Source organism: Thiomicrospira sp. (assembly GCF_014859555.1).
Taxonomy (GTDB): Bacteria; Pseudomonadota; Gammaproteobacteria; order Thiomicrospirales; family Thiomicrospiraceae; genus Thiomicrospira.
Map to the genome: position 1 here is coordinate 1 of NZ_JACUTY010000052.1, position 15,333 is coordinate 15,333.

Here is a 15,333-nt window from a genome sequence, read left to right on the forward strand (position 1 = left end):
ATGTTTTTAGCTGTGATTCTTGAGATGACGGAGATGTCAGTAGATGGTGATGTGTCCAAGGCCATGGTGGCGTTATTTAATTTTATGCAGGCAAAGGAGTATGCCGGGCAAGAACGAGCGTTAAGAGCCTTGTATTTTGCGCAGTCGAATCGAGATCGTGCGCTTATTGAGTTGTTGCAGCACCGAGTTGAAGAACAGGATTATTTTTTTGACGGTTTTGTGGGTTTTGCGCAAACGGAGCAGGCCACGAAATTAAAGCAGTTACTCATAACCCAGGACGCTTTTAATTATTTTAGGCAGCCGAATTTAACAGGTTTGGCGGATGGGGCGTTGGCGCAACAGTGGTTTGATGAATCAACCAGGCGCATTGAAGGATTGCATAAAATTGAAAGTGAATTGATTGATGTGTTGTTGCGTTTATGCGCCCAGAAGCTGCAGAAAGCTGAAACGGCACTTTCGAATGAGCAAACGCTGGTCGCCGGGTTTCGTGAGGAAAAGCAAGCAAAAGTGACTTCGAATATCGCCTACAAGTCCGAGTTTGGTTTTTCGAGAACCGCAGATGTATTGCTGCATAAAATCCAGCTGCAAAGTAAGCATCTGCATGATGTTCAGGAGCAGTTGGTATTAACCAAGCAAGCGTTACTGGAGAGAACCTTTATTGAGCGCGCAAAGTCGGTGCTGATTTTACAAAAGGGTATTACTGAAGAGGCCGCGCATAAAATGATGCGCGAAAGCGCGATGCAATCGGGTCAAAAAATGGTTGATGTCGCCAAAAAAATGCTCAAGCAGATTGAATTTAAATAAAATGGTGCAATAAAGTAATCATTATGGTGCATAAAGGTAGGATAATTAATGTTTTTGAGTTTTTAATAATTAAGGCCTAGTAAAATAACGTTAAATAACAATTACTTATAATTTATTTAAGGTACTGGCATAAAAAGTGTTTATTATAAGTTGCTTTCAGCTGATATTGGCATAAGGCAATAATTTAATTCTTCTGGACAAAGGCGTCCATCATTTTCAACCCACTTCGGTTGGACGATGATGGACGCCTTTTTTGTTTGCACGTTTTACTGGAGTAGAAAGATGAAACAGACAAATTTAAATGGTTTATCAAGACGTCAATTTTTAAAAACCGCGAGTGTCGGTATGGCGGCAGGGTTGTTTCCGGGGTTGACCAATCAGGCGTTAGCGGCGGCTCCTGGTAAGTTGGAAACAACGTCCGCCAAGCTAGGATTTATTGCCTTAACCGACGCAGCCCCTTTATTTGTGGCATTAGAAAAAGGGATTTTCGCTAAACATGGCATGACGAATGTGGAGGTGTTAAAGCAGTCTTCTTGGGGTACTACCCGAGATAACTTGGTGTTAGGTTCGGCGCGTGGCGGGATTGATGGTGCTCATATCTTAACGCCTATGCCTTATTTGATTAGTACCGGGGCCATGACCCCCAACAACATACCTGTGCCAATGTACATTTTGGCGCGTTTAAATTTAGCCGGTCAATGCATTTCGGTTGGCAATGAGTACAAAGATCTAAAAGTAGGCACCGATGTTACGCAGTTTAAAACGGCGCTTGAGTCCAAAAAATCCGGCGGTGCGACGATTAACGCAGCCATGACTTTCCCGGGTGGTACACATGATCTGTGGATGCGTTATTGGTTGTCGGCGGGGGGAGTTGACCCGAATCAAAACATTAACACCATCGTTGTACCTCCGGCCCAGATGGTTGCCAATATGCGGGTAGGTAGCATGGATACCTTCTGCGTTTGCGAACCTTGGAATCAACAGTTAATTAATCAAAAAATTGGTTATACCGCCAATACCACTGGCGAGTTATGGAGCAAACATCCTGAAAAGGCTTTGGGGATGCGGGCAGATTATGTGGATGCCAATCCAAACTCTACCCAGGCTTTATTAATGGCGGTGATGGAAGCGCAAATGTTCTGTGAAGAGCCTCAAAATAAAGAAGAGGTTGCTCAGATTTGTGCCAAACGTCGTTGGATTAATGCGCCTTTCGCCGACATTATTGATCGTATGAAAGGTGACTTTGACTACGGAACCGGCCGTGTTGTCGAAAATCATCCCGAGCAAATGCGTTATTGGAAAGACAATGCTTCCTATCCTTTCAAAAGCCATGATCTATGGTTTTTAACCGAAAACAAACGCTGGGGTTATTTACCTAAAGACCTAGACAGTCAAGCGGTTGTTGACAAGGTCAACCGAGAAGACTTATGGCGTAAAGCGGCGATAGCTCTCGGTGTTGATAAATCTGATATTCCTGAAAGTACTTCACGCGGTATCGAAACCTTTTTTGACGGTAAGGTGTTTGATCCCAAAAATCCTCAAGCCTATTTAGATAGTTTGGTGATTAAACGCGTTTAATTTTTATAAAAGTGGGAGCCTTGTGCTCCCTCTAGGAGTCAGTGATGAGTAATGGTGTCTTAGTAAGTCAGCGGTTAAAAATGGTGGGATTGTATAGTCGGGATCACTTCCTGCCACCAATATTGGTTTTGTTTATATTGTTATTGCTTTGGGAGTGGCTTACGTCGGCAAGCGGTTCTACCTTGCCTTCGCCGACTCGGGTGTTGGCCGAAACGTGGGAGCTAATTGTTGATCCTTTTTATGATCACGGTGGCAATGATGTTGGCCTTGGATGGCAGATTTTAGCGAGTCTCGAACGAGTCGCTTATGGGTTTACTTTAGCCGTGATTGTGGGTGTCAGTTTGGGTGTGTTAGTGGGTCAGTCGACTTTAGCCATGCGTGGGTTAGATCCTATTTTTCAAGTATTAAGAACCGTGCCGCCTTTGGCGTGGTTGCCTTTATCTTTGGCCGGTTTTCAGGATAGCCAGCCTTCTGCGTTATTCGTTATTTTTATAACGGCGATATGGCCAATCATTATCAATACCTCGGTCGGGGTTCGAAATATTTCTGAAGATTATCGTAACGTGGCGCGGGTATTAAACCTAAATGGTTATGAGTATTTCACCAAAATCATGTTGCCAGCGGCGGCGCCTTATATTTTCTCCGGTTTACGTATTGGCGTTGGTTTGTCTTGGTTAGCGATTGTAGCCGCTGAAATGTTAATCGGTGGTGTGGGGATTGGGTTCTTCATTTGGGATGCGTGGAACTCATCAAATATTAGTGAAATTGTATTAGCCCTAATTTATGTCGGCATTGTCGGTTTTATTTTGGATCGTTTGGTTGCGTTTGTCGGTAATCGCATTACTCGTGGCACTTCGGCCAGCTAATCTCGAACAGGAGAAATCATGATGAAAGAAAAATACCTACAAATTGAACATCTGAGCATGACGTTTGGCGAAGGCTCAAAACAGACCCATGTTTTAAAAGACATTAACTTACAAGTCAAACAGGGAGAGTTTATTTCGATTATCGGCCATTCCGGTTGCGGTAAATCGACCGTGTTAAACATCGTCGCCGGTTTGTTGGATGCGACGGGTGGCGATGTGGTACTGGATGGTAAAGAAGTCAAAGGCCCGGGCCGAGACAGAAGTGTGGTGTTTCAGAACCATTCGTTGTTGCCGTGGTTAAGCGTATATGAAAACGTCGCCTTGGCGGTTAACAAGGCATTTAAAAATACGATGAATGCTAAACAACGCCATGAGTGGATTTTGAAAAGCTTGGATATGGTGCATATGTCGCATGCTTTAGATCGTTTACCCTCGCAAATTTCCGGTGGTATGAAACAACGTGTCGGTATTGCGCGTGCGTTGTCGTTGGAGCCCAAAGTGTTGTTATTGGATGAGCCTTTTGGTGCGTTGGATGCGTTAACGCGTGCGCATCTGCAGGATGAGGTGATGCGCATACAAGCCGATTTAAACAGCACGGTGTTAATGATTACACATGACGTTGATGAAGCGGTGTTGTTATCAGATCGAATTGTGATGATGACCAATGGTCCTGAAGCCACTATCGGCGAGATTTTAGATATTAAATTGCCACGTCCGCGTGATCGTATCGAAATGGCGGATAACACTGAATACAACCATTATCGTCATGAAGTGCTGCATTTCTTACATGAAAAACAGCGTAAACATTAGGGCACCTCGATTAAATAAAAAATTCAGTTGAGTAAGGGGCATAACATGCGTGTTGCGACACAGATTAAACCAGATTTACTGATTATTGGTTTGGGTATGGCGACCATGAAACTACTGGATGAGATGGTGGAATTAAATGCACATAAACGCTTTAACGTCCAAGTGTTAAGTGCCGAATCTGAAGCCGGTTATAACCGAATTTTGCTGTCGCATGTATTGGCCGGACAGCAGAGTTTGGCGCAGATAACTACGCATGACCAGGCCTGGTTTGATCAGCATGGCATAAGTGTACATTTCTCACAAAAAGTAGCACAGATCGACACGCAAAAAACCAAAGTGATCACCAAGTCTGATGCGGTTTTTCAATACGACAAACTGGTATTGGCAACCGGCTCACAAGCAGTTCGTTTGCCGGTTAAGGGCGCGAATGAACAAAACCTACTGACGTTTCGCGATGTGCAAGATGTGCAACGTCTACTGACGATTCCACCGCAAAATCCGGCACCGGTTGTGGTGGTAGGTGGTGGCTTGTTGGGATTGGAAGCCGCGTATGGTTTAGTGAAACAAGGCCATCAAGTCACGGTGTTGCACCGTTCGGATCGTATTTTAAGCCAACAATTGGATAACGAAGCCGGTCGGATGTTGCAAAACCAGCTTGAAAGATTGGGCATCACTTTTAGATTAAATTCGCAATTGGCGGCTATTCAAACTGAGCAAAACGTAAACGGCGTGATGCTTGATGATGGCACGCATTTAGACGCTAAAGCGCTGGTGATGGCGGTCGGGATTCAGCCAAACATTGAACTGGCTCAACGCAGCGGTTTGCTGTGTAAGCAAGGGGTGTTGGTTGATCAACAAATGCAAACCAGTCAGGCCGATATTCTTGCTTTAGGTGAATGTGTTGAGTTTGATGGTCATACCTATGGTTTGGTGGCGCCGATTTATCGCCAAGCCAAGGTTATAGCACAAAATCTATTAAAAGATGGCAGTAGGGTATTTGCTAATCAAATCTCGTCCACGCAGCTCAAAGTGTCCGGCATTCATGTGGTGTCATTTGGTTCGCCTGTGCCGAGTGACTCAACCGCACAAACGCTGGTTTACCAAGATAAAAAACAAGGCGTGTACCGCAAGGTGGTTTTGGTTAGCGGCCGCGTGCATTCGGCGGTATTGCTTGGACAGATTCAAGATGCGCAATGGTTGTTTAACCTGTATTTACAACAAACTATTATCAGCGCACATCAGCGCCAGTCTTTAGTGCTGGGGCAGGCTTATTATGAGAGGAATGTGGCATGAAAACGAAAGTGAATCTCGTCGTTATCGGAAACGGCATGGTGGGTCATGCGTTTCTAGAAAAGTTGGTTAAGTCGGCGAATTTTAACGATTTTAATGTGGTGGTGTTTGGTGAAGAAAAACGTGTCGCTTACGACCGTGTGTATTTATCAGCCTACTTTTCCGGTAAAACCGCGCAGGATTTATGCCTTGTAGCGGACGGTTTTTATGAGCAACATGGTATTGATATCCGTTTAAACCAAAAGGTTACGGCGATAGATAACCAAGCCAAAACCGTGACTACACAACCAGGCCTGGTGCAAAGTTATGACGTCTTAGTTATGGCGACCGGTTCTTATCCATTTTTGCCGCCGATTGCCGGTAATGATCGCGAAGCCTGTTTGGTTTATCGCACCATTGAAGATTTAGAAGCGATTGATGCGGCGGCTAAAACCAGCCAAAGCGGGGTGGTGATTGGTGGCGGTTTATTGGGATTAGAAGCCGCCAAAGCATTAAAAGATTTAGGTTTACATACCCATGTAGTCGAATTTGCACCGCGTTTAATGCCAGTGCAGTTGGATGAAGGTGGCGCGGCAATGCTGAAACGCAAAATCGGTCAGTTAGGCGTGGATATTCATACCTCCAAAGCCACTCAACGCATTGAAGACGGCGAACACGCACGTCATCGTTTGGTATTTTCTGATGGTGAACAGTTAGAAACCGATTTGATATTGTTTTCGGCCGGTATTCGCCCGCGAGATGAGTTAGCCAAACAAGCAGGCCTGGTGGTTGGCTCACGCGGCGGCATTGTGATTGATGATCATTGCAAAACCTCCGATCCACATATTTATGCGATTGGTGAATGTGCGTTACATCAAGGCATCATTTACGGTTTAGTTGCTCCGGGTTATGTAATGGCGCAATCGGTGGTAGATCAACTTAACCACAAACCTGCGTTTTTTAGCGGTGCGGATATGTCCACCAAGCTCAAATTGATGGGCGTGGATGTGGCCTCGATTGGCGACCCGCATGGTAACGATGAATCGGCCAAATCGTTTATTTATGAAAACGGCCCGCAGGAAATTTATAAAAAATTAGTGGTATCACCCGATGGAAAAAAACTACTGGGGGCGGTTTTGGTGGGCGACACCGAAGACTATGGCAATTTACTGCAAATCAAACTCAATGATATGGATTTGCCCGAACACCCGGATGATTTAATTCTGCCATCTCGTTCCGGCGCAAAAGTCGGTTTTGGCCCGGATGCATTACCGCTGAGCGTACAGCTTTGTTCCTGTTATGACGTCAGCAAGGGAAATATTATCGAGGCGATTGAAGCAGGTGCAACCTGCTTGGCGGATATTAAAGCGTCAACCCAAGCCTGTACCGGCTGTGGCGGTTGTACGCAGTTAGTCACGTCAGTGGTGAATTTTGAGTTGGAAAAACGCGGTGTGGAAGTATCGAAAAATATCTGCGAACACTTTGCTTATTCGCGCCAAGAGCTGTATCACTTAGTTCAAGTGAACGGTTATAAAACCTTTGATGCCTTGTTACACGCACATGGCGAAGGTGAGGGCTGTGATATATGCAAACCAGCGGTGGGTTCGATTTTAGGTTCGATTTGGAACGCCTATGCGTTAGATAAACACAACATTCCGTTGCAAGACACCAACGACCGTTATTTAGGCAATATGCAAAAAAACGGCACTTATTCAGTGATCCCGCGTGTTCCGGGTGGTGAAATTACGCCACAAAAACTCATTGTGTTGGGTGAAGTAGCGAAGGATTACGGTCTATATACCAAGATTAACGGCGGCCAACGTATTGTGTTATTCGGTGCGCAGCTGAGCAATTTGCCGACGATTTGGCAACGTTTGATTGCGGGCGGTTTTGAATCCGGCCAAGCCTATGCCAAAGCCTTGCGCACGGTGAAGTCTTGCGTTGGTTCAACCTGGTGTCGCTATGGCATAGATGATTCGGTTGGTTTGGCAATTGAAATTGAAGACCGCTACAAAGGTGTGCGTTCGCCGCACAAAATGAAAATGGGGGTATCGGGTTGCACCCGTGAATGCGCCGAAGCGCAAGCTAAAGATTTCGGCGTGATTGCGACCGAAAACGGCTGGAACCTGTTTGTCTGCGGTAACGGTGGTATGAAACCGCGCCATGCCGATCTGTTTGCGGTGGATTTAGATCGCGCCACGTTAATCAAATACATCGACCGTCTTGTGATGTTTTATATCCAAACCGCTGATCGTTTACAGCGTACCGCCACCTGGCTCGACAACATGGAGGGCGGCATTGATTACTTACGTCAAGTGATTATTGAAGACTCGCTGGGCATTTGTGAACAACTTGAAGCCCAAATGCAGGCCTTGGTGGACAGCTATGAATGCGACTGGAAACGTGTGGTGGATGATCCTGAAAAAACACGCTTATTTTATAACTTCGTTAATGCTGACCAGCCTGATCCTAACCAAGTGTATGTCAGGGAACGCGGTCAACTTCGTCCAGCCAACGCGCAGGAACGATTGGAATCTATCGCATTGGAATTGGTGTAAGGAACGTTTATGACACAGTTTATTAAAATTTGCCAACTAACTGACTTGATTGAAAATGCCGGCATTCCGGCCTTAATGGGGCAAACGCCGATTGCGTTGTTTTATGTCAAAGGTCAAGTGTTTGCATTGGATAACTTTGACCCGATTGGTGAAGCCAGCGTGATGTCGCGCGGCATTATCGGCAGTATTAAAGGCGAATTAGTGGTGGCTTCGCCTTTATACAAACAGCATTTCAATTTGCAAACCGGAGTGTGTGTCGAACAGCCTGACGTTAGTATCGCAGTCTATGCGGTTGAATTACGTGGTGCAGATTCTGACGAGGCTGATGACACCAGTGAAGTATGGGTAAAGTTGCCATGAAACCGCCATTACCAGGCCTGGTGCTTAAGCGACTTAACAATCAAACTACGCGCACGACCTGTCCTTATTGCGGTGTCGGCTGCGGAATTGAGGTTGATGCATCAAACACGAATCTACGCATGAAAGGCGATGCGCAACACCCGGCTAATTGGGGAAAATTGTGTGTTAAAGGCAGCGCGGTTGGCGAAACCTTGGGTATGGAAGGGCGTTTGTTACAGCCGATAGTAAATGGCGAAGCGGTTGATACTGACACAGCGGTAGCGGCGGTGGCAGATGGGCTAAATCGGGTATTAGCGCAATATGGCTCCGATGCGATAGGTTTTTATGTATCCGGCCAATTGTTGACCGAAGACTATTATGTCGCCAATAAGTTGATTAAAGGCTTTATCGGCACGGCAAATATCGACACCAATTCACGTTTGTGTATGGCTTCGGCGGTGGCGGGGTATAAACGCGCATTTGGTTCTGACACTGTGCCATGCAGTTATGAAGATTTAAACCAGGCGGATTTACTGATTTTGGTCGGTTCGAATGCGGCTTGGACGCATCCGATTCTGTATCAACAAATGGCGCAAGCCAAACGTGATTTTCCGCACAAAAAAGTGGTGGTGATTGACCCACGACGCACCGCCACCTGCGATTTTGCCGATCTGCATTTAGCGATTACACCAGGTTCGGATGCGTTACTGTTTAACGGTTTGTTGGCGTATTTGGCGAATCAACATGCATTGGATCAAGACTTTATCGTCCAACACACCCAAGGCTTTGCTGAGGCTTTGGCCAGCGCCCAACAGTCTGCTGGCGATTTAAACAAACTGGCGCAAGCCTGCGGTATTTGTTTGGATGACCTGACCAGGCTTTGCAGTTGGGTAAAAAACACGCCTAAAATGCTGACCTTTTATTCGCAAGGCGTTAATCAATCCAGCTCCGGTGTAGACAAATCGAATGCCATTATTAACTTGCATTTAGCCACTGGGCGCATCGGAAAAATCGGTGCCGGGCCGTTTTCGATTACCGGCCAGCCGAATGCGATGGGTGGGCGAGAAGTGGGTGGTTTAGCCAATCAATTGGCGGCGCATATGGATTTTAATCAACCCGAATCCATTGAACGGGTGGCACGTTTTTGGCAAGCGCAAAATATGGCGCAACAAAACGGTCTAAAAGCGGTGGATTTATTTGAAGCGGTAGATAACGGCCAAATTAAAGCTATTTGGATTATGCATACCAATCCGGTGGTGTCGATGCCAGATGCCGATTTTGTTCGCCAAGCGCTCGAAAAATGTCCGTTGGTGATTGTGTCAGACAATATGGCGGACACCGATACCACGCGCGTGGCGGATATTGTGTTGCCCGCCGCCGGGTGGGGCGAAAAAGACGGCACGGTGACCAATTCGGATCGCACGATTTCACGGCAGCGCGCGTTTCTACAAGCACCAGGCCTGGTGCAAGCCGATTGGTGGTGGATAACGCAAGTTGCGCAAAAAATGGGGTTTAAAACGGCGTTTAATTACCAAAGTCCGTATGACATTTTTAAAGAACACGTGGCGTTATCAGCGTTTGAAAATGACGGCGTGTTTAGTCGGCGTGATTTTAATTTATCCGGCTGGTTGAATTTAAGCGCTCAACAATATGACGATTTAACGCCGACCGCTTGGCCAATTACCGCGCAAAATCCGCAAAGAAACGCGCGTATGTTCAGTGATGCGGCGTTTTTTACGCCCAACCAAAAAGCCAACTTTATTGCAATTCAACCTAAATTACCGCTTGAAATGCCAAGCGAAAATTATCCGTTTGTACTTAATACCGGGCGTTACCGCGACCAATGGCACACCATGACACGCACCGCCAAAGCCGACAGATTATTGCAACATCGGCGCGAACCCTTGTTAAGTCTGCATCCGCTTGATTGTTATAGCGATGCTTTACAACCCGGCGGACAGATTAAAGCCGGTGATATTGTCAAAGTCAGTTCGCGTTTGGGAGAAACCTTGATGCGAGTGGAGTTTGACGACGGTTTACAACCCGGCCAGGTGTTTGCGCCAATTCATTGGACATCGGTATATGCAAGCAATGCACGTATTGATCGGTTGATTCCGGCGGTTGTTGATCCCATCTCCGGCCAGCCGGAAAGTAAACATGCGGTGGTGAATATTGAACTCTGGGCGGTTAACCACCATGCCTGGTTCTTGAGCAGCGATCCAAATTGGTTTCCGTCAGCCTATCAAAATGCCTATTGGATTAAAGTGCCGCAGCAACACACCACGCTATGGTTTTTAGCCGGGCAACATACATTGAATTTAACTGACTTTTCGGCTGAATTTGATGTTCAATCCAGCTCAGTTGAATGCATTAGTTATAACGACAACGCTATGCAAGTTGGGCGTTATGCCTGGCTTAAAGATGGGCAATTACAGGCGATCTTGTGTTTTGCGCCGAGATTGGATGATTTGCCTGCCAGCGATTGGGTGGCGTCGTTATTTAACCAAACCGAATTAACCCCAGCGCAACGTTTAGCAATGATGGCCGGACGTGATGCCGGTATTGAAGATGTCGGCAATATGATTTGCAGTTGTTTTCAAGTGGGTGAAAACACCCTGCGTAAAGCCATTAAACAGGGTGCATATTCTTTGGTTGAACTGGGCAAAGTCACCTGTGCCGGCACCAATTGCGGTTCGTGTATTCCTGAACTTAAGCAACTTTTGGCGGAGCGAATCTAATGGACTATCTACCTATTTTCTTGCGCATTCGTGGCCAAAAAGTGTGTGTAGTGGGCGGCGGAACAATTGCGGCGCGTAAATCCGATTTGTTTATACAAGCCGGCGCATTGGTGACCGTGATTGCGCCTGAATTACGCGGCGAAATGCAACGTATGGTTGCAGAAAACCAAGTCCGTTGGTTGCAAGCCGATTTTGATCCTGCTTTATTGGTCGATGCCAAACTGGTGTTGGCCGCTACCGATGACCAGGCGGTGAATGAAGCGGTTTACGCCGCCGCAAACACTTTACAGATTCCAGTCAATATCGCCGATCAAACCGAGTTATGTGAGTTTATTTTGCCCAGCATTATGCAACGAGGGTCGATTACGTTGGCGGTATCAACTGGCGGTCGATCGCCGACTTTGGCACGCCATTTACGGGTTGAATTAGAAAAACTGGTGCCGAGCAGAATAGGTGATTTGGCGGATTTGTTAAAAGAATTACGCGCTTTCTACAATCCGTTGCTGGATGAAAAGGCGCGCAAAGACTTTTGGCAAGCCTTGTTAAGTGGCGCGTTTTATAGCGAAGCCTTGGCCGGGCGTTGGGAGAAAACGCGTGAAATTTGTGCGCAATCTTTTGCACAATTTCAAGCAAATTTAGCGGTCTCTCAAGGTGAGGTGTATTTAATCGGCGCAGGGCCGGGTGATGTTGAATTACTCACCCTGAAAGCGTTGCGTTTATTGCAAACAGCCGATGTGGTGGTTTACGACCGTTTGGTGTCGGAGGAAATTTTAAATCTGGCGCGCCGTGAAGCCGAGCGAATTTATGTCGGTAAAGCCATGTCTAATCATGCGTTACCGCAGGAACAAATTAATCAATTACTGGTTGATTTGGCAAAACAGGGCAAAAAAGTTGCGCGTTTAAAAGGTGGTGATCCGTATATTTTTGGCCGTGGCGCAGAAGAACAAGCATTATTACGTGCGCATAATGTTAGTTGCACGGTGGTGCCGGGCATTTCCTCCGCTTCGGGCATCGCCGCGTCCACCGGTATTCCGCTAACGCATCGAGATTATGCGCAATCCGTGAAGTTGGTGACTGGTCACACTCGTGAAGGGTTGGTGGATTTAGATTGGGCGTGTTTGGTTGATCCAAATCAAACCCTGGTGGTGTATATGGGCTTAAGCAATATCGCGATTATTTGCCAACAACTGATTGAACACGGTATGCCGCCAAACACGCCTTTAGCGGTGATTGAAAACGGCACCCGCGTTAATCAGCGCGTTTTAGTGTCGGATCTGCAAAACGCGCCGCTAAAGGTGGCGCAAGCCGCTATTCAAGCACCGGCGTTAATTATGATTGGTCAAGTCGTGCAATGTGTTGATGAGCAGTTTGTGCTTAAGGAGTCGAGTTATGGCTGATCATCCATTCGCGGCTTATTTACGCATTCTCGGTAAGGGGCCAAAAACCCGCCGCGCCTTAACGCAAAAAGAAGCGCAAGACGCATTGGCGATGATTTTAGATGGTCTGGTGACAGAAAAACAATTGGGTGCGTTTTTATTGCTTATGCGAGCGAATGGCGAAACACCGGACGAACTGTTAGGTTTTGTTAAAGGCACACGTCAACGTTTTGGTTTGGACAACCAGGCCTGCCCACCGGGTTTGCATTTGGATTGGGCGGCCTATGCCGGAAAATGGCGTTATCCGCCTTATTATCTATTGAGTTTAAAGCTGCTGGCGCAAGCGGGTTTTGGCGTGTTATTGCATGGCGATCAAGGCCAGTTTGCCGATCGTCATTATGCCGAACACTTTTTATTTGCACTCGATATTCCGCAAGCAAGCTCGCTTCAACAGGCGCGTGCGATACTCACCGAACCCGGTAGATTGGTTTATTTACCCTTAACCAACTTCGCGCCTGATTTGCGTCATATTTTGCATTTAAAAGAAGAAATTGGCGTGCGTACCGTGTTTAACACCGCGGTTAAACTGCTCAATCCGCTGAATGCACCGATGGCGGTACAAGGCATTTTTCACAAAGGGGTTGAGCAATTACATCTGCAAACCGCACAAGCTTTGGGTTACGCCACCAATTTGGTATTTAAAGGCGAAGGCGGTGAAGCGGAAATGCGCCCGGATGCGTTAAGTCATGTGTATGCCTGGCGTAATGGCGAAGTGGTTGAAACGACACAAAACGCATTGATTCCACGCCAAGAACGCCCGGATAATTGGACGTTAGCGGAGTTATTAGCACTGTGGCAGGGTAAACGCCAGGATAGTTACGGCGAGGGCGCGGTGATTGCAACCGCTTGTGTTGCGCTGCAAGGGTTAAAAAACCTGGATTATGCGAGGGCGTTAAATGAGGCGCAACAACTTTGGCAGACTCGTCATGTGGTTAGCTGAATTTGCAGGCTTAAAACCTATTATGTACGCTAATGACACCGGCGCGGTCGAAATCAGTTATGAGGACTTGCTAGCAGAGCTTGATAGATTAATCACGCCCGCTCAAAAACATCAAGTTTTGCTGTTAAATCAAGCCTTACACAAAGTCAATGCAAAAGCCGTTTATGCGCCAATGGATTGGCCAAACGCTCCAATTAGTGCGATGGATGGTTATGCGTTTAATTGGCAAACCGCACAAAACTTAGTTGATTTAACAGTGGAGGATGGCGTGAGTTGGACCGGAGATCAGCGTAAATTAGCCTTAAACCAAAGTGCCTGTCGGATTAGCACCGGCGCATTAATGCCGTTAGATGCGGATACGGTGATTACCCAAGAACAAGCGCTGATTGAAGCGGGTGTTTTAAAATATTTAGATAAGATAAAGCAGGGCGCACATGTTAAACCAATAGGATCTGATCTGGCGAAAGGCCAATTACTGATTCAAGCCGGTGAACGCTTAAAACCAAGGCATTTAGCGTTATTGGCATCGGTTGGTATTGATAAAGTAGAAGTTAAAGCCGATTTAAAAATACTGCTATTAAATACCGGCAATGAAGTAATTGAACCGGGAGAAAAACACATCGAAGGCAAAACTTACAATGCCAATCGTTATGGTTTAACCGCCTATATTCAAGCGGTGTTTGGCTGGGTTTGTGATAGTCAAAATCTGGCGGATGATCCAACCCAAATCAAACAAGCCTTAGTCGATTATGCCGATCAGTATGACCTGATTATAACCACTGGCGGTTCATCGGTTGGGTCGCGTGATTATATTCGTCAAGTTTTGCCGAAACTGGGTGAATCATATCATTGGCATGTGCAAATGAAACCGGCCAAACCTTTATCCCTTGGCAAAATCAACCAGGCCTGGTTGTTGGCTTTACCTGGTAATCCGGTCGCCGCAATGGTGTCTATGTTGTTATTTGGTCGGCGGGTTATTTGTCGGTTATTAGCGGCGAACGCCTGCGAATTTGATTTGCCTTATTGCGAAGTTACGGCGGATTTTAGTTGGTTTAAACCCGATAACAAAATGCATTGGTTATTGGTCTCATGTTGTTCTGTGGCGGGACAGACTCGATTGCAATTGCATGAGCAACAAGGATCAAGCCATTTGTTGAGTTTGACCCAAGCACAAGGTTGGGTTAAGCTCGCCGCCGGACAAGAGGTTAAACCGGGTGACAAGGTTCGGTTTATTGCGTTTGATCAGTTGGGTTTATAGCGAGATGTTTGCCCACACACCAGCCGAACTGGGTATCGTGATTTTAGCCGGTGGCCAAGGCCAACGTATGAACGGCTTAGATAAAGGTTGGCTTGATTATCAAAGCCAGCCGCTGATTCAAGGTGTGGTACGTCAGCTTCAATCCCAATTTAATGGCCCGATTGTGATCAGCGCTAATCGTAATTTAAAGGCTTATGAAAGCTTTAAACTGCCGGTTTTAACCGATGAACGAAGCCAACATCAGCCGACTTATGGCGGCCCGCTGATGGGCATCCAACAAGCGTTGGTTTCAGACATCGCAAAACGCTGGTTAAGTTGGCCGGTCGATACGCCGCAGATTCCGGTCGATTATGTGAACAGCATGACGCAAACATCAGCTGAACTAGCGGTGGCGGCAACTTCTGAACAGCTTCAATATGCTCATCTATTGATAAACACCAACCAACTTCCCGCACTCAATAGCTATCTAAATAGCCAACAACGTTCAATTAAAGGGTTTTTAGCACAACAACCCTTTCAAACGGTTGATTTTTCAGCCGACTCTGTCGAATTTACCAATCTTAACTATCCCCATCAGCTTGAGGATTCAAGTTTAGCTAAGTAATATTCTGTGCCGTGCTAAGTCGTTGACCGCATCGTCTCAATCGCTTACGCTATGCGCCTGATAAAATGAGCCTTGCTGATGAGTTATCCGATTCCCGCCGAGCGTAGCTGCGCTGAAATTGAAATTAAAAAAA

The 15,333-nt window shown here is 46.5% G+C and carries 12 protein-coding genes; all 12 read left to right on the plus strand.

Features of this window, described 5'->3' with window-relative positions:
- A partial coding sequence (locus tag IBX48_RS08325; protein ID WP_296833109.1) for a nitrate- and nitrite sensing domain-containing protein occupies window positions 1-804 on the plus strand: 804 nt, incomplete at its 5' end.
- A gap of 282 nt (window positions 805-1,086) precedes the next feature.
- On the plus strand, window positions 1,087-2,382 hold the full coding sequence (locus IBX48_RS08330; RefSeq protein WP_296833111.1) for an ABC transporter substrate-binding protein: 1,296 nt from the start codon (window positions 1,087-1,089) through the stop codon (window positions 2,380-2,382).
- A gap of 44 nt (window positions 2,383-2,426) precedes the next feature.
- A complete protein-coding gene (ntrB, locus tag IBX48_RS08335; protein WP_296833114.1) occupies window positions 2,427-3,248 on the plus strand; it encodes a nitrate ABC transporter permease in 822 nt (273 codons plus the stop codon).
- Between the two features lie 21 nt (window positions 3,249-3,269).
- A complete protein-coding gene (locus IBX48_RS08340) occupies window positions 3,270-4,058 on the plus strand; it encodes an ABC transporter ATP-binding protein (protein WP_296833132.1) in 789 nt (262 codons plus the stop codon).
- A gap of 45 nt (window positions 4,059-4,103) precedes the next feature.
- Window positions 4,104-5,351 (plus strand): FAD-dependent oxidoreductase, encoded by a 1,248-nt coding sequence (locus IBX48_RS08345; RefSeq protein ID WP_296833116.1) that lies wholly within the window; start codon window positions 4,104-4,106, stop codon window positions 5,349-5,351.
- Window positions 5,348-7,885, plus strand: coding sequence for a nitrite reductase large subunit NirB (gene nirB / locus IBX48_RS08350; RefSeq protein WP_296833118.1), 2,538 nt, complete (start codon window positions 5,348-5,350; stop codon window positions 7,883-7,885). Before IBX48_RS08345 ends, nirB begins: the two co-directional genes overlap by 4 nt.
- Window positions 7,886-7,894: 9 nt before the next feature.
- A complete protein-coding gene (gene nirD, locus IBX48_RS08355) occupies window positions 7,895-8,245 on the plus strand; it encodes a nitrite reductase small subunit NirD (RefSeq protein ID WP_296833120.1) in 351 nt (116 codons plus the stop codon).
- Complete coding sequence (locus IBX48_RS08360) at window positions 8,242-10,962, plus strand: nitrate reductase (protein ID WP_296833122.1); 2,721 nt, start codon at window positions 8,242-8,244, stop codon at window positions 10,960-10,962. The genes nirD and IBX48_RS08360 overlap by 4 nt, the downstream gene beginning before the upstream one ends.
- Window positions 10,962-12,359 carry a siroheme synthase CysG gene (cysG, locus tag IBX48_RS08365; protein WP_296833124.1) on the plus strand — a complete coding sequence of 466 codons (1,398 nt, stop codon included), beginning with the start codon at window positions 10,962-10,964 and terminating at the stop codon, window positions 12,357-12,359. The genes IBX48_RS08360 and cysG overlap by 1 nt, the downstream gene beginning before the upstream one ends.
- Entirely contained in the window at window positions 12,352-13,338 is a 987-nt protein-coding gene (locus tag IBX48_RS08370; protein WP_296833126.1) for a glycosyl transferase family protein, read from the plus strand. The genes cysG and IBX48_RS08370 overlap by 8 nt, the downstream gene beginning before the upstream one ends.
- Entirely contained in the window at window positions 13,325-14,596 is a 1,272-nt protein-coding gene (locus tag IBX48_RS08375; RefSeq protein ID WP_296833128.1) for a molybdopterin molybdotransferase MoeA, read from the plus strand. Before IBX48_RS08370 ends, IBX48_RS08375 begins: the two co-directional genes overlap by 14 nt.
- The gene (locus tag IBX48_RS08380) at window positions 14,571-15,200 is read left to right on the plus strand and encodes an NTP transferase domain-containing protein (protein WP_296833130.1); all 630 of its coding nucleotides are present in this window, start codon (window positions 14,571-14,573) and stop codon (window positions 15,198-15,200) included. The genes IBX48_RS08375 and IBX48_RS08380 overlap by 26 nt, the downstream gene beginning before the upstream one ends.
- The last annotated feature ends 133 nt before the right edge of the window (window positions 15,201-15,333 follow it).

Excerpts from the sequence above, each read along its gene's own strand:
- IBX48_RS08360 (WP_296833122.1), top strand. The coding sequence starts at position 8,242 with ATGAAACCGCCATTACCAGGCCTGGTGCTTAAGCGACTTAACAATCAA.
- cysG (WP_296833124.1), top strand. The coding sequence starts at position 10,962 with ATGGACTATCTACCTATTTTCTTGCGCATTCGTGGCCAAAAAGTGTGT.
- ntrB (WP_296833114.1), top strand. The coding sequence starts at position 2,427 with ATGAGTAATGGTGTCTTAGTAAGTCAGCGGTTAAAAATGGTGGGATTG.
- IBX48_RS08375 (WP_296833128.1), top strand. The coding sequence starts at position 13,325 with ATGTGGTTAGCTGAATTTGCAGGCTTAAAACCTATTATGTACGCTAAT.
- nirD (WP_296833120.1), top strand. The coding sequence starts at position 7,895 with ATGACACAGTTTATTAAAATTTGCCAACTAACTGACTTGATTGAAAAT.
- IBX48_RS08340 (WP_296833132.1), top strand. The coding sequence starts at position 3,270 with ATGAAAGAAAAATACCTACAAATTGAACATCTGAGCATGACGTTTGGC.
- IBX48_RS08370 (WP_296833126.1), top strand. The coding sequence starts at position 12,352 with ATGGCTGATCATCCATTCGCGGCTTATTTACGCATTCTCGGTAAGGGG.
- IBX48_RS08330 (WP_296833111.1), top strand. The coding sequence starts at position 1,087 with ATGAAACAGACAAATTTAAATGGTTTATCAAGACGTCAATTTTTAAAA.
- nirB (WP_296833118.1), top strand. The coding sequence starts at position 5,348 with ATGAAAACGAAAGTGAATCTCGTCGTTATCGGAAACGGCATGGTGGGT.
- IBX48_RS08345 (WP_296833116.1), top strand. The coding sequence starts at position 4,104 with ATGCGTGTTGCGACACAGATTAAACCAGATTTACTGATTATTGGTTTG.